Origin of the sequence: Cobetia sp. 1AS1 (genome assembly GCF_029846435.1) — a bacterium.
GTDB lineage: Bacteria > Pseudomonadota > Gammaproteobacteria > Pseudomonadales > Halomonadaceae > Cobetia > Cobetia amphilecti.
Window position 1 is genome coordinate 127,712 of sequence record NZ_JARWKU010000005.1, and the last position, 18,483, is coordinate 146,194.

Annotated in this window: 11 protein-coding genes and 6 tRNA genes; 12 read left to right on the top strand and 5 right to left on the bottom strand. The window is 62.2% G+C overall.

Features of this window, described 5'->3' with window-relative positions; translation table 11 throughout:
- Nucleotides 1–44: 44 nt before the first annotated feature.
- From QD280_RS10600 to QD280_RS10635, 8 genes are all read left to right on the top strand, one after another.
- A tRNA-Val gene (locus QD280_RS10600) sits at nt 45–121 on the top strand.
- A gap of 4 nt (nt 122–125) precedes the next feature.
- Nucleotides 126–202 (top strand) — tRNA-Asp (locus tag QD280_RS10605).
- A 475-nt stretch (nt 203–677) separates the two neighbouring features.
- Nucleotides 678–2,705: an NADPH-dependent 2,4-dienoyl-CoA reductase gene (locus QD280_RS10610; RefSeq protein ID WP_279839197.1), complete on the top strand. Its 2,028-nt coding sequence runs from the start codon at nt 678–680 to the stop codon at nt 2,703–2,705.
- A 203-nt stretch (nt 2,706–2,908) separates the two neighbouring features.
- A complete protein-coding gene (locus QD280_RS10615; protein ID WP_192838647.1) occupies nt 2,909–3,982 on the top strand; it encodes a pyridoxal-phosphate dependent enzyme in 1,074 nt (357 codons plus the stop codon).
- Nucleotides 3,983–4,181: 199 nt separating this feature from the next.
- Nucleotides 4,182–5,267: a low specificity L-threonine aldolase gene (locus QD280_RS10620; RefSeq protein WP_131431206.1), complete on the top strand. Its 1,086-nt coding sequence runs from the start codon at nt 4,182–4,184 to the stop codon at nt 5,265–5,267.
- 703 nt (nt 5,268–5,970) lie between these two features.
- Nucleotides 5,971–7,893, top strand: a complete 1,923-nt coding sequence (locus tag QD280_RS10625) for a PrkA family serine protein kinase (RefSeq protein ID WP_043334761.1) — start codon at nt 5,971–5,973, stop codon at nt 7,891–7,893.
- Between the two features lie 97 nt (nt 7,894–7,990).
- Nucleotides 7,991–9,274, top strand: a complete 1,284-nt coding sequence (locus QD280_RS10630; protein ID WP_043334759.1) for a YeaH/YhbH family protein — start codon at nt 7,991–7,993, stop codon at nt 9,272–9,274.
- Nucleotides 9,275–9,357: 83 nt separating this feature from the next.
- Nucleotides 9,358–10,923: a SpoVR family protein gene (locus QD280_RS10635; protein WP_279834554.1), complete on the top strand. Its 1,566-nt coding sequence runs from the start codon at nt 9,358–9,360 to the stop codon at nt 10,921–10,923.
- A gap of 188 nt (nt 10,924–11,111) precedes the next feature.
- Here QD280_RS10635 and QD280_RS10640 read toward each other — a convergent pair whose 3' ends face one another.
- Nucleotides 11,112–11,429 (bottom strand): high-potential iron-sulfur protein, encoded by a 318-nt coding sequence (locus tag QD280_RS10640; protein ID WP_043334757.1) that lies wholly within the window; start codon nt 11,427–11,429, stop codon nt 11,112–11,114.
- A 447-nt stretch (nt 11,430–11,876) separates the two neighbouring features.
- On the opposite strand from QD280_RS10640, the gene QD280_RS10645 reads away from it, so the two are divergent.
- Entirely contained in the window at nt 11,877–12,743 is an 867-nt protein-coding gene (locus QD280_RS10645) for a DNA/RNA non-specific endonuclease (protein WP_279834231.1), read from the top strand.
- Nucleotides 12,744–13,028: 285 nt separating this feature from the next.
- On the opposite strand, the gene QD280_RS10650 is transcribed toward QD280_RS10645, so the two are convergent.
- From QD280_RS10650 to QD280_RS10665, 4 genes are all read right to left on the bottom strand, one after another.
- Nucleotides 13,029–13,115, bottom strand: a tRNA-Leu gene (locus QD280_RS10650).
- A gap of 100 nt (nt 13,116–13,215) precedes the next feature.
- Nucleotides 13,216–13,302 (bottom strand) — tRNA-Leu (locus tag QD280_RS10655).
- 42 nt (nt 13,303–13,344) lie between these two features.
- Nucleotides 13,345–13,431 (bottom strand) — tRNA-Leu (locus QD280_RS10660).
- 123 nt (nt 13,432–13,554) lie between these two features.
- A tRNA-Leu gene (locus QD280_RS10665) sits at nt 13,555–13,641 on the bottom strand.
- Nucleotides 13,642–13,981: 340 nt separating this feature from the next.
- On the opposite strand from QD280_RS10665, the gene rnr reads away from it, so the two are divergent.
- The 3 genes from rnr to rpsF all read left to right on the top strand — a co-directional run bounded on the left by rnr (nt 13,982) and on the right by rpsF (nt 18,458).
- On the top strand, nt 13,982–16,687 hold the full coding sequence (gene rnr / locus QD280_RS10670; protein WP_279839198.1) for a ribonuclease R: 2,706 nt from the start codon (nt 13,982–13,984) through the stop codon (nt 16,685–16,687).
- Nucleotides 16,688–16,851: 164 nt separating this feature from the next.
- On the top strand, nt 16,852–17,763 hold the full coding sequence (rlmB, locus tag QD280_RS10675) for a 23S rRNA (guanosine(2251)-2'-O)-methyltransferase RlmB (protein ID WP_347881966.1): 912 nt from the start codon (nt 16,852–16,854) through the stop codon (nt 17,761–17,763).
- Between the two features lie 314 nt (nt 17,764–18,077).
- A complete protein-coding gene (gene rpsF, locus QD280_RS10680) occupies nt 18,078–18,458 on the top strand; it encodes a 30S ribosomal protein S6 (protein WP_043334756.1) in 381 nt (126 codons plus the stop codon).
- The last annotated feature ends 25 nt before the right edge of the window (nt 18,459–18,483 follow it).

Sequence of the window (18,483 nt, forward strand, 5' to 3'; positions counted from 1 at the left end):
ATCGCGAGATATCACCGCTGCTTGCAGCAAAGATCGTTTGTGTTGGGTGATTAGCTCAGTTGGTTAGAGCACAAGCTTCACATGCTTGGGGTCACTGGTTCGAATCCAGTATCACCCACCAATGCGGACCGGTAGTTCAGTTGGTTAGAATGCCGGCCTGTCACGCCGGAGGTCGCGGGTTCGAGTCCCGTCCGGTCCGCCATTCGATCTCATAGAATTCGTGAAACCCGAGCTTTCGAGCTCGGGTTTTTACGTTTCTGGCTGTCGGAAAGTCTTCAGTACTGCTCCAGCCCCACTTGTCTCCCTGTCCTTGCCTCTTTCCTCTCTCTTATCTCTTCTCGACCTTGCCATGTTCCAAGCTTGTCGGCCTTCCCGGTGCATATCGCGGCACTTCGCTCTTTCCCGTTGATGGGTGTCCTGCGCGGTTGCTCACCTTTCTGATGTCATCACTGATGTCATTCGCAATGTGGCCTTTGGGAGTATTGAGCCCATGGCGCGATGCTCTACACTGGGATCACTCGTTTCATACGACCGTTTGCCATCTTTCATCAGCCGTTGATGTCCTGACAACCTGTTACTGATGACCATGGCTGAGTGAGTGTTGCTGATGAGAGTGGCGGCGGCGCGATATAACAATGATTGTCCGAGGTGCTCGAGACAGCCAAGGAGAGACCGCAATGACTGCCTATCCGAATATCTTCCGTCCGCTGACGTTGGGCCACATCACGCTCAAGAATCGTGTGCTGATGGGATCTATGCACACGGGGCTTGAGGAGACTCCCAATGGCTTCGCGCGCCTGGCGGCGTTCTACCGTGAGCGCGCGCGCCATGGGGTGGCGCTGATCGTCACGGGCGGTATCGCGCCGAACGCGGAAGGGGCTGTCATGCAGGGGGCCGCGAAGCTGACCACCCCGGAAGAGGCGGAGCACCATCGTGAGGTCACCGAGGCGGTGCACGCCGAGGATGGACGCATCTGTCTGCAGATTCTGCATGCGGGGCGTTATGCCTACTCGCCGGATCAGGTCGCGCCCTCGGCGATTCAGGCGCCGATCAACCCCTTCACGCCACGCGCGCTGAGCACCTCAGAGGTCAAGGAGCAGATCGCCGACTACGTGCGCTGCGCCAGCCTGGCCCGCGAGGCCGGCTATGACGGCGTCGAGGTGATGGGCTCGGAAGGCTATTTCATCAACCAGTTCATCTGTCGGCGCACCAATCAGCGCGAGGATGAGTATGGTGGCAGCTTCGAGAATCGCATCCGCCTGGCGGTGGAGATCGTCGCCGGTATCCGTGCCGCGCTGGGTGAGGACTTCCTGATCATCTATCGCCTCTCGATGCTGGATCTGGTCGATGAGGGCAGCACCTGGGAGGAAGTGGTCGCGCTCGGCAAGGCCATCGAGGCGGCAGGGGCGAGCCTGATCAATACCGGCATCGGCTGGCATGAGGCGCGTGTGCCGACCATCGTCACCAGCGTGCCGCGCGCTGTCTTCACGGGGCTGACCCAGCGCATGAAGCAGGAGCTCAGCCTGCCGCTGATCACCACCAATCGCATCAACATGCCCGAGGTTGCCGAGTCGGTGCTGGCCGAGGGCCATGCCGACATGGTGTCGATGGCGCGGCCGTTCCTGGCGGACCCGCAATGGGTCAGCAAGGCCCTGGCGGACGATGCTGCCATCATCAATACCTGCATCGCCTGCAATCAGGCGTGTCTCGATCACACCTTCCAGATGAAGCTGACCTCGTGCCTGGTCAATCCGCGCGCCTGTCATGAAACCGAGATGGTGATCGAGCCTGCGCGACATGAGCGCCGCGTGGCAGTGGTGGGTGCAGGGCCGGCGGGACTGTCTGCCGCCGTGACGGCGGCCGAGCGTGGTCACGAGGTGGTGCTGTTCGAGGCGCAGTCCGAGGTGGGTGGCCAGTTCAATTTCGCGCGTCGCATTCCCGGCAAGGAAGAGTTCGACGAGACACTGCGCTACTTCAAAGAGAAGCTGGTGCGTTGTGGGGTCGAGGTGCGTCTCAATACCCGCGCCACCGCCGAGATGCTGGCGGAATTCGATGCCGTGATTCTGGCCTCGGGGGTGAAGGCGCGGACGCCGGATATCGAGGGTGTCGAAGCCGGTATCGAGCGGGGGCAGGTGCTCAGCTATGCCGAGGCGATCAGTGCGCCGGAGCGGGTCGGGCGGCGCGTGGCGTTGATCGGAGCTGGCGGGATCGGCTTCGATGTCGCGGAGCTGATGACTCACGTCGAGCCGTCGCCCTCGCTGGATGGTGAGCTGTGGTGCGAAGAGTGGGGGGTGGATCTCTCGGTCAGCACGCCTGGCGGCCTCAAGGCACCCGTGGTGCCGCAGGCGCCTCGTGAGGTGTGGCTGCTGCAGCGCAAGACCTCCAAGCCCGGCAAGGGGCTGGGCAAGACCACTGGCTGGGTGCATCGCGCGACCCTCAAGCAGCGTGGCGTCAAGATGGTCGCCGGCTGTGAGTATCGCTCGATCGACAGCGAAGGCCTGACCGTCAGCCTCAATGGCGAAGAGCAGCATCTGGCGCTGGACAGCATCGTGCTGTGCGCCGGGCAGGATTCGGTGCTGGAACTCAAGGCGCCTCTGGAGGCGGCGGGGGTGGAGCTGCACATCATCGGTGGCGCCGACAAGGCGGCAGAGCTGGATGCCAAGCGCGCGATCGCGCAGGGCACCATGGCGGCCGCTGCCCTTTGAGTTGACCGCGATCACGCATGGGGATATTCAGCGTTGAGCTGAGCCTGACCACTGCCTAGACTGATGGAAGCCACCGCGGACGCCGTGCCTTTGCTGCATGTGCCTCCGTGGTGGCTTTGTCGTCTTCAGAGTTTGCCTCGGGCGCCGCGCCAGCGGCTCGATGCGCTCTGATCTCTGCCTTGCCGCCACGATGGGATCTGCTCATGTCACCGCACGCTGCCGCCTCACGCCATGCCACCGCTGAGGCTCTGATGCCGGACACCGAGGACAGTCCTTTGCCGCCACACAGGGAGGATGCTCGGGCTTCATCATCGCTGGCCGCCTCCCCGCCGGTAGCCGAGACACTGGACAGCCTGCTGGATCTCTTCACGCCCCCAGCGGTCGAGCGCCTGGCGTGGCCGCTGGCCGATGAGGCCGGTGTGATCGTCGAGTGCCTGCGCGCCGACACGCTGGACAGCGAGATTTCCGGCAACAAGGCCTGGAAGTTGCGCCTGCCGCTGGCCAGGGCGTTGAGCGAGAAGCGGGGCATCATCAGCTGTGGGGGTGGTTGGTCGAACCATCTGCATGCGCTGGCGGCGGCGGGGGCCAGATTGGGCATCGAGACACATGGCCTGGTGCGCGGGCATCCCGAAGCGCCGCTGACGCCCACGCTCGCCGATGCGCGCGACAATGGCATGCGCTTGAGTTTCGTCTCGCGAGCCGAGTACCGGCAGCGCGACCAGCCTGATTTTGCCAGGCGCCATGGCGAGGGGGTATGGATTCCCGAGGGTGGCGGTTGCGTGGAAGGCGTCGCCGGGCTGGCGCCGTTGGCCCAGGCGCTGGCCGAGCCGGTGCCGGGCGAATCTGCGCCGCAGCTGGTGCTGCTGGCCTGTGGCAGCGGCACGACGCTTGCCGGGGTGCTGAGTGCGCTGGGCGAGCGCGATGGGCTGCGGGTCATCGGGGTGCCGACCATGAATCATGGCGATCAGCTCTACCATCGGGTGCGTCGCCTGCTGGCGGAAAGTGGCGGCAGCCAGCAGAAGACGCCGGAGTGGGGCCTGTGGCTGGGGGCGCAGGCCGGCGGCTTTGCCAAGGCGCCTGACTGGTTGATCCAATTCATTCAGCGCTTCGAGGCCGAGACCGGCGTTGCGGTGGAGCCGGTCTACACCGCCAAGCTGTTCGCGGCGCTGGCGCACCATCTGGCCAATGGTCTGATCGCACGCGGTACGCGCATTCGCGTGCTGCACAGCGGGGGCTTGCAGGGGCGGCGAGGGTATCCGGCGTTGCAGGCCATCTGAGGGTGCTGGCGAGGCGAGTGTCATCTGGCTCGTCCCCTCCTGCGAGGCGCCATCCGGTGGCTTGCGTGCAGCCTTCACCTGCCACTGGCGGCGGCGTGCAGCGCTGTTATGATGGAGTTTCTGCAGCGGCTCCTGCCATCCGGGAGCCGTGTCTGTTTCACCGGACAGGGTGACCCCCTGTCCCGCTCTGGAAATTCCCATGACGACTGACGCCATTGCCCCGACCCCCGCTGCGACCTCTGCTGCCGATGAAGCGTGCACTTCACGCTTTCTGGCCAGTGACAACACGTCCGGTATCTGTCCCGAGGCGATGGCGTACATGATGCAGGCCAATCGTGATGACGATCTCGCCTACGGCAATGACCGCTGGACACAGCAGGTCACCGACAGCTTCCGTCAGCTGTTCGAGACCGAGTGCGAGGTGTTCTTCGTCTTCAATGGCACCGCCGCCAACTCCCTGTCGCTGGCCCACCTGTGCCAGTCCTACCACAGTGTCATCTGTCACGAACTGGCCCATATCGAGACCGATGAATGCGGTGGGCCGGAGTTCTTCTCCAACGGGTCCAAGTTGCTCAACGCGCCGGGCCCCGACGGCAAGCTGACGCCGGAAGGCATCGAGCAGCTGGTCACCAAGCGCAGCGATATCCACTATCCGCGTCCGCGCGTGATCTCCCTGACCCAGTGCACCGAGGTCGGCACCGTCTACAGCCTGGAAGAGCTGCAGGCGATTCGTGAAGTGGCGGACCGTCATGATCTGCAGATCCATATGGATGGCGCCCGTTTCGCCAATGCCTGCGCCGCGCTGAATGTCTCGCCGGCCGAGCTGACCTGGAAGGCGGGCGTGGACGTGCTGTGCTTCTCCGGCACCAAGAATGGTCTGGCCATGGGGGAGGCGGTGATCTTCTTCGATCGCAAGCTGGCACGCGATTTCGATTACCGCTGCAAGCAGGCCGGTCAGCTGGCCTCCAAGATGCGCTTCATCGCGGCGCCCTGGATGGGGTTGCTGGAAAATGATGTCTGGCTGAACAATGCCCGCCATGCTAACGGCATGGCGCAGTATCTGGCCGAGCGTCTCGAGGCGCTGGAGGGCATCGAGCTGCTGTTCCCCAGCGAGGCCAACAGCGTGTTTGCCAGCTTCCCCGAGCATGTGCTGGCGGCACTGCGTGAGCGTGGCTGGACCTTCTATACCTTCATCGGTGCGGGTGGCGCGCGCTTCGTCTGCTCCTGGAACACCACCACCGAGTTGCTCGACGCCCTGCTCAAGGATATTCGCGACGTGCTGTGAGTCTCTTGATTCAGGCAGTCCCGAAGGCGTGAGCGCCTCCCTCGAGATCCCCATCGCCCCGGCGGTGGGGATTTTTTTGTGGCCGGTTGTCCGGTCTTGTCAACGTCATGCGTGATTGAGGCAAGAGTCTGATCAGGTTGGTAGCCACTTCGTCGCCAGTCGTTGTTTTCATGGTCTTTATGGCGAATCAGGAGGCTTTATGAAGCGTGGCGGGGGTGGTCGGGAGTGAAGTGTGGGCGCGGCCATTCTTGCTCGACTGGCTGGCATGCAGTGTCGTCTGGGCGTGAGAGTGACTGGCGTCAACCGTCAGTCTGTTCCTATGCTCAAGGTGTGCTGCGGTGCAACATGGCATGAGTGAATCACCCGCGACAGCAGAAGCATTGGTCGAGTTTTCGCGTCTTTCGAAGCTTTCTTCAACGCGTTGTCAGGGACGTTCAGGCGCCATCGTAGTGTCTGCTGACCCACTGGCTGCCGTAGATCCTGCGGTGCTTGGCAGAACTGGCTCCGCCGGCGGAAAGTTCGTTGAATGCATTCATTCACTGTATTGGACACCAGCACCCTATATCGACCTATGCTGATAAACACGCCGAGGCAGTCGTCCTGCGTACGCTATCCAGGCTGAGCGGACGAACGAATCTTGCGGTCTTACCTGAGTGGGCCCGGCGATGGTCCCAGCGACTGATGTCGCGACAAGGAGGCTTCCATGAGCATCTTCGATCACGTGCAGAGCCGCTACGAGCGGATTCAGCAAGAAGAGATGAGTCTCCAGGAGTACCTGGAGTTGTGCCGGCAGGACACTACTGCCTACGCCAGCGCTGCCGAGCGCATGCTGGCGGCCATCGGTGAACCGGAGGTCATCGATACCGCCAAGGACCCCAGTCTTTCCCGTATCTTTTCCAACAAGCTGATCCGCCGTTATCCAAGCTTTGCCGAGTTCTATGGCATGGAAGAGGCTATCGAGCAGATCGTTTCCTACTTCCGGCATGCGGCGCAGGGACTGGAGGAGCGCAAGCAGATCCTGTATCTGCTCGGCCCGGTGGGCGGCGGCAAGTCGTCTCTGGCGGAGCGTCTCAAGCTGCTGATGGAGCAGATTCCCTTCTATGCCATCAAGGGCTCGCCGGTCTTCGAGTCTCCGCTGGGGCTGTTCTCGCCGGAGGAAGATGGCGAGCTGATCGAGAAGGAGTACGGCATTCCCCAGCGCTGCATGCGCAGTGCCATGTCGCCGTGGGCCGCCAAGCGCCTCAAGGAATATGGCGGCGATATCAGCAAGTTCCGCGTGGTCAAACTCTACCCCTCGCGCCTCAATCAGATCGGTATCTCCAAGACCGAGCCGGGCGATGACAACAACCAGGACATTTCCGCGCTGGTCGGCAAGGTCGATATCCGTCAGCTGGAGCTCTATGCCCAGGACGACCCGGATGCCTACAGCTTCTCCGGCGGGCTGTGCAAGGCCAACCAGGGGCTGATGGAATTCGTCGAGATGTTCAAGGCGCCGATCAAGGTGCTGCATCCGCTGCTGACCGCGACCCAGGAGGGCAATTACAACCCGACGGAAGGCATGGGTGCGATTCCCTTCGATGGCGTGGTGCTGGCGCACTCCAACGAGAGCGAGTGGCAGGCATTTCGCAACAACCGCAACAACGAGGCCTTCCTCGATCGCGTCTATATCGTCAAGGTCCCTTACTGCCTGCGTGCCTCCGAGGAGGTCAAGATCTACGCCAAGCTGCTGGAGCATTCGTCGCTGAACCAGGCGCCCTGTGCTCCGGATACGCTGCGCATGCTGTCCCAGTTCATCGTGCTGTCGCGTCTGCGTGAGCCGGAGAATTCCAGCGTCTACTCGAAGATGCGCATCTATGACGGCGAGAACCTCAAGGATACCGATCCGCGCGCCAAGTCGATCCAGGAATACCGCGACAGTGCCGGTGTCGACGAGGGGATGGATGGGCTCTCGACACGCTTTGCCTTCAAGATTCTCTCCAAGGTCTTCAACTTCGATGCCAGTGAGGTCGCGGCCAATCCGGTCCATCTGCTCTACGTGCTGGAGCAGCGCCTCGATCAGGAGCAGCTGCCCAAGGAAACCCACGAGCGCTACCTGCGCTATATCAAGGAATACCTGGCGCCCCGCTATGTCGATTTCATCGGCAAGGAGATCCAGACCGCCTATCTCGAGTCCTATTCCGAGTATGGGCAGAACATCTTCGATCGCTATGTGACCTATGCCGACTTCTGGATCCAGGAGCAGGAGTATCGCGATCCCGAGACCGGCGAACTGCTGGACCGTCAGTCACTCAACGAGGAGCTGGAGAAGATCGAGAAGCCCGCGGGCATCTCCAACCCGAAGGATTTCCGTCACGAGGTGGTCAACTTCGTGCTGCGCGCACGGGCGCAGAACAACGGTACCAACCCGAGCTGGCAGTCCTACGAGAAGCTGCGTGCGGTGATCGAGAAGAAGATGTTCGCCAATACCGAAGAGCTGCTGCCGGTCATCTCCTTCAATGCCAAGGCCTCGGCATCCGACCAGCGCAAGCACGAGGACTTCGTGGCGCGCATGGTGGATCGCGGCTACACCGAGAAGCAGGTGCGCCTGTTGTCCGAATGGTATCTGCGCGTACGCAAGTCGCAGTAAGCCCTGCCGACTGACGACAGGCCTGCCGGCGGGCACGATTGCCGCCGGCACTTGCCATCCGGCCATCCGCTGAGGGCGGGGCCGGCAAGGAGGGCGAATGAGTTATTTCATTGATCGACGCAGCAATGCACGCAACAAGAGTGCAGTGAATCGACAGCGCTTCATTCGGCGCTATCGCAGTCATATCAAGCGGGCGGTGGAGGATGCCGTCAATCGGCGCTCCATCACCGACATGGAGCGCGGCGAGGAAGTCTCCATTCCGACGCGTGACATTTCCGAGCCGGTCTTCCAGCACGGACAGGGCGGCAAGCGGCGTGTGATCAATCCCGGCAACAAGGAATTTGTCGAAGGGGACCGCATGCGCCGTCCCAGCGGCGGTGGTGGGGGAGGCGGCAGTGGCGAGGGCCAGGCCTCCAATCAGGGCGAGGGGGAAGACGACTTTGCCTTCACCCTGTCGCGTGAGGAATTTCTCGAGTTCGTCTTCGACGGGCTGGAACTGCCGCATCTGGAGCGCAAGCAGATCGCGGACATGGAAGAGGTGCGCCCGGTGCGCGCGGGGATCGCGCGTGACGGCACACCGGCACGTATCAACATCGTGCGCTCGATGCGTTCAGCACAGGCGCGGCGCATCGCGATGCGTTCCCCGATCAAGCGGGCGCTGAAGGAGGCTGTCGAAGCGCTGGAGCAGGAGGAGCGCAAGGACCCGGTGCTGCGCAACAAGGTGCGCATCAGTGAGCTCAAGGCGGAAATCGAGCGGCTCGAGGCGCGCCTCAAGGCGGTGCCGTTCCTCGATACCTATGATCTGCGCTACAACCACCTCATCAATCAGCCGATGCCGTCCAACAAGGCGGTGATGTTCTGCGTGATGGATGTCTCGGGGTCGATGACCCAGGCGCACAAGGACATCGGCAAGCGTTTCTTCCTGTTGCTGTATCTGTTCCTGGAGCGCAACTACGAGAAGGTCGAGCTGGTCTTCATCCGTCACCACACCGCTGCCAAGGAAGTCGACGAGGAGGAGTTCTTCTACTCCCGCGAGACCGGCGGCACCATCGTGTCCAGTGCCCTCACGCTGCTCGATGAGGTGATCGAATCGCGCTATCCGGCCGGTGAGTGGAATCTCTACGTGGCGCAGGCCTCGGATGGCGACAACTGGGACGACGATTCCACCAACTGTCGTGAACTGATGATCAAGAAGCTGATGCCGCGCCTGCAGTACTACGCCTATGTGGAGATCACGCCGCATGCCCATCAGGCGCTATGGGAGGAGTACGAGCGGGTCGAGGCGGAATTTCCGGAACGCTTTGCCATGCAGCAGATCGTCGAGGCAGGCGATATATATCCGGTATTCCGCGAGCTGTTCAAGCGCCGCATCAGCGCCTGATCACATCATGCGACGTGCCCGGCAGTCGCGCCGGGCCAGGAGGCCTCATGAGTCATGGTCTTGATGGCGGTCTTGATGACCGAATGAGCAAGCGCATCGATAGCCGGTTGGAAGACACCCAGCCGGCCAGCGGGTCGGATTGGACCTTCGAATTGCTCGAGCATTTCGAAAGCGAGATCGCGCGCATCGCCGCGCAGTACAAGCTGGATATCTACCCCAACCAGATCGAGGTGATCACGTCCGAGCAGATGATGGATGCCTACGCCAGCATCGGCATGCCGGTCGGCTACCATCACTGGTCGTTCGGCAAGCAGTTCCTGTCGGTGGAGCAGGCGTATCGGCGAGGGCAGATGGGGCTGGCCTATGAGCTGGTGATCAACTCCGACCCGTGCATCGCCTATCTGATGGAAGAGAACACCCTGATGATGCAGATTCTGGTCATGGCGCATGCCTGCTATGGCCACAACAGCTTCTTCAAGGGCAATTATCTGTTCCGCACCTGGACGGACGCCTCGGCGATCATCGACTACCTCGTCTTCGCGCGGAAATACGTGTCTGAGTGCGAGGAGCGTCACGGCGTGGACGCTGTCGAGCAGCTGCTCGACGCCTGCCATGCGCTGCAGAACTATGGCGTGGATCGCTACAAGCGTCCTTCAGCCATCTCGCCGGAGGAGGAGGTCCAGCGTCAGCAGGAGCGTGAGGCCTATCTGCAGGCCCAGGTGAATGCGCTGTGGACCACGATTCCCCAGGCGGGCGAAGAGGATGAGGTGGTCGATGAGGTCAATGACCCCCTCGGTCTGCATCGCCGCGGACGCTATCCGCCGGAGCCGCAGGAGAACCTGCTCTATTTCATCGAGAAGAATGCCCCGTTGCTGGAGCCCTGGCAGCGCGAGCTGGTGCGTATCGTGCGCAAGCTGGCGCAGTACTTCTACCCGCAGCGCCAGACGCAGGTGATGAACGAGGGCTGGGCATGTTTCTGGCACTACACCATCATGAATCAGCTCTACGATGAGGGGGTGATCGGCGAGGGCGTGATTCTCGAGTTCCTGCAGTCGCATACCTCGGTGGTGCAGCAGCCCGGCTTCGATCACCCGCACTACAACGGCATCAACCCCTATGCGCTGGGCTTCGCGATGTTCACCGATATCAAGCGTATCTGTGAGCACCCCGACGATGAGGATCGTGAGTGGTTCCCGGATATCGCCGGCAGCGATTGGTTGGAAACGGTGCACTTCGCGATGCGCAACTTCAAGGATGAGTCCTTCATCCAGCAATTCCTGTCGCCCAAGGTGATCCGGGATCTCAAGCTGTTCTCGCTGGTCGATGACGACAGCGATGAGCATCTCGTCATCGACGCCATTCACGACAGTCGTGGTTACAAGCGCATTCGTGAGGCGCTGTGCGTACAGTACGCACTGAGCCACCGTGAGCCGAATATCCAGGTGTGGGCCGCCAACATTCGCGGTGATCGCTCGCTGACCCTGCGCCATGTGCAGGATGATCGGCGCCCGCTGGCGCGCAGCGTCTACCCCGTGATGCGCTATCTGCATCAGCTGTGGGGCTTCCCTGTCCATCTGGAGTCGATGGAGAACGATGAGGTGGCAAGGCGCTACCAGTGGCCACTGCCGGAGGACGCCAATCCCGGCTGACAGGGCGTCAGGTGACGCTCATGGCGGATCGAGGGGGGCCGAGGGATGCCAGCCCTGACCGGCGCGCAATCGGCATAAGGCAGGCATGAAAAAACCGCCGTGAGGACACCCTCGCGGCGGTTTTCTTGTCTCAATCGGCTCTCGTGTTCATGCTCGTGTTCTCAGTCAGAGGGTTCCGGTTGCGCACCTCAGGCCGGGCGCTTGGTCCAGGACTGACACCAGCCCTTCGGCTCGACGCTATGGCTTGGGAAAAGCTGGCAGCCTTCGTTCTCGGGCTTGTAGAACATGCAGTTGGCGCAGTCCGAACCCGGCTTGAAGGCGGGGTGGTCCTTGGCTTCACTGGCGACTTCCACGTAGTTGAGCGCCTTGGCTTGCGGATTGGAGGTATCCAGTCGCGGCAGGTCGGCGGCAAGGGCGCGGGGTGAGAGTATGGCGGCGCCCAGCGGCAGGGCAGCGAGCCCCAGCAGGCTGTTGCGCATGAAGTTACGGCGGCTCTGATTGGCCATGGTCGGATTCCTTCTCATCAATGGAGCACAACCGTCGGGATGTGCTGCGGTCACGGCTCGCCTGTCAGGAGGCGCTTGCATGTCAGTCCTTGCAATGTCGCGGGTGCCACCGGTGCCTTGATGGGCACTCTGTGTGGCATTGCTGACCGCTTGCTGGCATTCATGGATGCAGGTGGCATGCCAGATGCTGAGCATGTGGTCAGGTTCTGCGCCATCGGTGTGCGGGCAGATTTGTCAGGAGGTCTCTGCTCGCCGATGGTGCATCAGCGGGTGCTACCTGCTTATTGTGGCTTGAGTTGGGGCAACCGTCAGCCTCGCTGGCAGAACTCTGCCATGATGGAATCGACGCAGGAACGTGAATGGTGTCGCTGTCGCCCGCGAGCCATGGCGAAATGATGGATGCATGCCTTGCCGAGGTAACTGCAACGACAAGAAGGAAATGGCGGGATGCTGGATGTGATGGACGATATTCGCTCGGCCGGCCGCAAGCTGTGGCGGGGCTTCGGGGTCAGCGTGGTGTTTGCACTGGTAGGGGGTGGGCTCTGGTGGTGGCAGGAGCGCGACTACCAGCAGTTCTACGTCTGGCAGGGCGTGCCGCAGGCGCGTGCACTGGATTGGAAGACGCTGGCGCGCGGCTTGCGCAGCGATGCTTATCTGGTGGGTTGGTCTGATCTGCGCGCCAACCCGTTGTGGGTGACATGGCGACTCGAGAATACTCAAGGGTCGCGGCTGGGGGAGCGTCCTGACGAGTTCGAGCGCGACTGGCGCTCTCTATGGCCCGTCACGCCGGATAGCTATCGCAACAGTGGCTACGACCGTGGGCACCTGGCGCCCAACTACGCCATCGGCAAGATCTACGGCGTCAAGGCGCAGCATCAGACCTTCCGCATGACGAATATCTCGCCACAGACACCCGCGCTCAACCGCAAGCTCTGGCAACGGCTGGAAGCCGCCATCATGGACAGCATCCTGCCGCGCGAAGGCGCGCTGTGGATCACGGCAGGACCGGTCTTCAGCGGCAGTATCGAGCGGCTGCCCAATCTGATCGAGATTCCCGATGCCTTCTACAAGATCATCATCTCGCCCGGCTCGGGTCGGCAGGCACCACGTGCGCTGGCATTTCTCTTTCCGCAGCAGGTGAGGGGCGATGAGCCGCTGGATCGTTTTCTGGTCAGCATCGATCGCATCGAGTCTCTGACAGGGCTGGATTTCTTCCATGAGCTCCCCGATGACTTCGAGCAGCGCCTCGAGGCGCAGGTCGCGCGCGATGGCTGGCAGGTCGACAGTTTCAGTCGAACGCCATCACGTTATTGAGCGCACAGCCAAGGCCCGACTGACAGGAACGTACTGAAGCAGTTCGGCGGACAGGTGCCGACTGAAGGGGTGCAGCTGAAAAGAGTTATCCACAATGCCAGGCGTAGTAATGGGTGTGGACAAGTTGCGCATGAGGAGGGCGGTATTTTCTTCGCGACATGCGAAAGACAACGCAGGGCGCTGTGGGTCTGAGCAAAACAAGAGGGTGAGTCAGTCAGGATATTGCGAGGGGGTATCGCGATGTGAGCAGCAGGCGCTGCGAGGATGCATCGGATATCAACTTGATGGTGCCCAGAAGAGGACTTGAACCTCCACGTCCATACGGACACTAGCACCTGAAGCTAGCGCGTCTACCAATTCCGCCATCTGGGCATCAAGTTGTGTGCTGAAGTCTCAAGAGCTGAGTCTTGCAGCTGAACGAGCATGAAATCCTTGGTAGTGGATGCCATGTTCCCTGTTCGAGTGCGCATCGTGGTGCCCAGAAGAGGACTTGAACCTCCACATCCTTACGGATACTAGCACCTGAAGCTAGCGCGTCTACCAATTCCGCCATCTGGGCGAAGCGCGATACAGGGGTCGTTCGTTGTGAGTCTGACGTCCGTGGTGCCCAGGAGAGGACTTGAACCTCCACATCCTTACGGATACTAGCACCTGAAGCTAGCGCGTCTACCAATTCCGCCACCTGGGCAGACATCAGAACTCGTTTCGGTCCGCAGACCCGGATCAGCAGTCAAGTTGTTGAAACTTAGATGCTTTACCCGTTTTCTGGTATCCATCTTAACGTGTGTCACGCCAACATGAAACCTGAAATTGGTGCCCAGAAGAGGACTTGAACCTCCACGTCCATACGGACACTAGCACCTGAAGCTAGCGCGTCTACCAATTCCGCCATCTGGGCAAGTGGTGCCGAATAATACGGATGTACTGTGGGAATGCAAGCTTTTTCTTTCATGCCCTGTTGAGCGAGCCGCAGAAAGTCTCTCTCGCTTGATGAGGACAGACAGAGGACAGAGAGAGAACAGACAGATGAAGCTCATCAATTGGCGAGCTTTCAGACTTGAGAGTCTGGCCTCGGGCCGCCATTGAGAGCACTGAATGGCCCCTCCGCCGTGATGAGTGGCGGGGAATGGTTGGGTCGGCCCAAGGGTAGAGGCTATAATGCGCGGATGAGAGACAACCTGTCATTCCGTGCCGCGATCGCTGCCCGTCTCGAATTCATCGTCAAGGAATCCTGATTAATGACCCAATGGACGCTCAGCGACGACCCGCACGCGGAACGCGAAGCCCATAAGTACGACAAGCCCATCCCCAGCCGAGAGTTCTTGCTCGACAAGCTGGAAGAGTATGGCAAGCCCATTACCCACGAGAACATGAGCCGCATGCTCGGTTTCGAGGACGAGGAGCAGCAGGAAGCTGTGCGCCGTCGCCTCAATGCCATGGAGCGTGATGGTCAGGTGCTGCGTAATCGTCGCGGTGCCTATGCCCTGATCGACAAGCTGGACCTGATCCGTGGCCGCGTCGTCGGTCACCGCGACGGCTTCGGCTTCCTGGCGCGCGAAGATGGCGTCAAGCCGGACCTCGCCGTGCCGCCGCGCCAGATGCGTCGCGTCTTCCATGGCGATCAGGTGCTGGCTCGCGTCAGCGGCCGTGATCGTCGTGGCCGTGACGAGATCACCATCGTCGAGGTGCTGGCGCGCAATACCCAGACCCTGGTCGGCATCTATCGTCAGTCCGAGCCGGACTTCGGTGTGCTGATTCCCGAGAACTCGCGCATCGCGCAGGAAGTCATCATCCCCAACCGCGTGGCCAATGGTGCCAAGGACGGTCAGGTGGTGTCCGTGCGCATCACTCAGCAGCCCGCCACCCGCGTGCAGCCGGTGGGTGAAGTGGTCGAGGTGCTCGGTGAGCGCATGGACCCGGGCATGGAAATCGATATTGCGATCCGTTCCCACGATATCCCCAGTGAATTCCCGCCGGAAGTCGAAGACCAGATCTCGACCATCTCCGCCGAGGTGCTGGAAGAAGACAAGAAGGGCCGTATCGACCTGCGCGAGACGCCGCTGGTCACCATCGATGGCGAAGACGCGAAGGACTTCGATGACGCCGTCTGTGCCTGGCAGGACGACAATGGCAACTGGAAGCTGCTGGTCGCCATCGCCGACGTCTCCCACTACGTGCGTGGCGGCAGCCCGCTGGATCAGGAAGGCTATGTGCGCGGCAACTCGGTGTATTTCCCGGGTCAGGTCGTGCCGATGCTGCCGGAACTGCTCTCCAACGGTCTGTGCTCGCTCAACCCGCATGTCGATCGTCTGACGCTGGTCTGTGAGCTGACCATCTCTGCCAGCAGTGGCGAGATGCTCGACTATCGCTTCTTCGAGGCCGTGATTCGCTCGCATGCTCGCCTGACCTACGAGAAGGTCGGCACCATGCTGACCGACCCGGAAAGTGAGGAAGGTCAGGCACTGTGCCAGCAGTACAACGAGCTGCTGCCGTCGCTGCACAACCTGCACGCGCTGTACGGCGTGCTGCGCAAGGCGCGTGACAAGCGTGGTGCCATTGATTTCGAGACCACCGAAACGCAGATCCTGTTCAACGATGAGCGCAAGATCGAGCAGATCGTGCCGCGTACCCGCAACGACGCGCACAAGCTGATCGAGGAATGCATGCTGGCGGCCAACGTCGCGACGGCACGCTTCCTGGATGAGCACGATCTCCCGGCCCTCTATCGTGTCCACAAGCAGCCGGCACCGGAGCGTCTGAACAACCTGCGCGCCTTCCTGGGTGAGCTGGGTCTGACGCTGGAAGGTGGCGACGAGCCGGCACCCAAGGACTTCCAGGCACTGCGTGCCTCGATCGCCGAGCGCCCGGACCTCGACATCATCCAGACCGTGATGCTGCGCAGCATGACCCAGGCGGTCTACTCGCCGCAGAACGAAGGTCACTTCGGTCTGGCCTACGATGCCTACGCGCACTTCACCTCGCCGATCCGTCGCTATCCGGATCTGCTGGTGCATCGTGCGATTCGTTCCGTCATCCGTGGCCCGCGCAAGACCGACACCGTGCTGCGCGCCGAAGATGCCGTGACCGAGCGCCCGACCAAGTGGTGCCCGTACACCTTCGAGCAGATGCTCGAGCTGGGTGAGCACTGCTCGATGACCGAGCGCCGCGCCGATGAGGCGACGCGTGACGTCAACGACTGGCTCAAGTGCGAGTTCATGAAGGACAAGGTCGGGGAAGTGCTGGAAGGCACCGTTGCGGCAGTCACCCAGTTCGGCCTGTTCGTGCGTCTGGATGCCTACTACGTCGAAGGCCTGCTGCACATCTCCTCGCTGCCGTCCGACTACTATCACTACGAGGCCGAGAAGCATCGCCTCAAGGGTGAGCGTGCCGGCGTCAGCTATGGTCTCGGCGATGGCGTCACCGTCCAGGTGGCCCGTGTCGACATGGATGAGCGCAAGATCGACTTCATGCTCAGCGACCCGACGCCGCGTCCCAAGCGCAAGCCGCGCAAGGCGCGTAGCAGCGAGGGCGACAAGCCGGCAGCCGGCAAGAGCGGTACCGCTGCCAGCAAGGAAGCCGCCGCCAAGGGGCGTCCCGGCAAGCGTGAGCGCGAACGCCTCAAGTCCCTGACCGAGGAAGTCAGTCAGGAAGGCAATGGCAACGCGGCTGCGGCCGAAAAGCCGGCAGGTGAGCGTCCGCCGCGCAAGCCGCGCGGTGAGCGCAATGATCGCTCGGGCCGTGGAGAGCAAAAGGCTGCCGCTGGCAATGAGCAGCAGCCCGCCGCCGAGGCGCCCGCTGCGGCGCGTCCGGCCGTGCCGAGTGGCCCGGAAGCCGCCGATAGCCCGTTCGCACCGGTCGCACCGATGGGTGCCGCAGGCAAGGACGATCCGTCGCGCAAGCGGGGTTCGCGCTCGCGCGGGCGTCGCGGTAACGGCCGTAGCTGATTTCGGCTCTGCTCCTCGCGCGTCACTGCATCAGCCCCGGCTCCGGTCGGGGCTGATGCGTTGGGCAGTCGTCAGGCTGCACGATTTCAAGGCTGTCGCGTCGGCGGCAGCTCAGTTTCCGTCAATGTGACAGGGCCCGTCGGGTCATCAGTCAGGAAGGCACAATGAGTCAGGACAAGGGGCGCAAGCCCGGCCGCGGCAAGCCCGCCGGCGAGCGTGCTAGCCACGCCAGAAGTGAGCATTCCCGAGGCGAGCGCAGCGGCGCTCAGCGTCATGAGCGTGGCGGGGCGCGCAAGGGTGGCGCTCGCGCCGCCGCGCCGAAGATTCCCGGTGGCCTGGAAGCCGTCTATGGCGTGCACGCCGTGGAAGCCTTGCTGGCACGTGACCGCGCTCCCAGCGAGCTGTGGGTGCAGGCGGGCGAGGCCGAGCTGCGCCTGAGCGATATCATCGAGCAGGCGCGTGCCGCCGGTTCGCGCGTCACCCTCAAGGGGCGCGAGGAGCTGGATGCACTGGCCGTCGGCGGTGGTGCCCATCAGGGGCTGGTCGCGCTGTGCGCGCCGCTGGCCACCGAGAACGAGACCGGCCTCAAGCTGCGTCTCGATGGCTGGTCCCACGAAGAAGCTCCGCTGTTTCTGGTGCTGGACTCCGTCACGGATCCGCACAACCTCGGTGCCTGCCTGCGCAGTGCCGATGCCGCGGGCGCCCATGGCGTCATCGTGCCCAAGGACAAGTCGGCCTCACTGAACGCGACCGTGCGCAAGGTGGCCTGTGGGGCAGCGGAAGTGGTGCCGGTCTATCAGGTCACCAACCTGGTCCGCACGCTGGACGCCATGAAGGAAGCCGGTGTCTGGGTGCTGGGCACGGCGGGCGAAGCCGAATCCATGGCCTTCGAAGCCGATTTCACCGGCCCGGTCGCCATCGTGATGGGTGCCGAGGGCAAGGGCATGCGTCGCCTGACCCGCGAGCATTGCGACGGCCTGATCAAGCTGCCGATGGCGGGCAGCGTCTCCAGCCTCAATGTCTCGGTTGCCGCGGGCATCTGCCTGTTCGAGGCGGTGCGTCAGCGCCGCGGCTGAGGCAATTGTCGGCAGGGGATAGTCAGGGGAGGGGCAGGGTAGAAGCAAGAGAGAGGCAAGAGAGAAGCGGTCGGCGGAACGGGGCTGGCTGTCTTTCACGGGCCGCTTGCCAAGCCCTTGACTCCTCTCTACAATACTGCGGTTCTGTGAAGTGCAGTCTGCAGTGAATGCGCGGCATGGGGGCACCTGTCCTCGCCCGCGCGCGTCTTTCGTGGCCTTCGGGTCTGAATGGCACAACCGTAGTAATCACTCCACTCCTTGCTTCCCGGCCCGAGACGCGCCGTGGGGGCTGTCAAACCGAAAGGAGCCAAGCCATGCGTCACTACGAGATCGTGTTCATGGTCCACCCGGACCAGAGCGAACAGGTTCCGGCCATGATCGAGCGTTACACCTCCATCGTGACCGAAGCCGGCGGTACTGTGCATCGTCTGGAAGATTGGGGTCGCCGTCACCTGGCCTACCCGATCAACAAGATCCACAAGGCCCACTACGTGCTGATGAACGTCGAAACTACCGGTGAGGTGGTTGAAGAACTCGAAACCATCTTCCGTTTCAACGACGCCGTCATCCGTAACCTGGTTGTGCGTTCAAAGGAAGCGGCCATCGAGCCGTCTCCGATGATGAAGCCGGCTGAAGAGAAGCGTCCGCGTCGCGAAGACAAGCGTGACGAATCCGAAGCTCAAGACGCTAACTGATACCGCACCCCCAGGAGGTCATTGC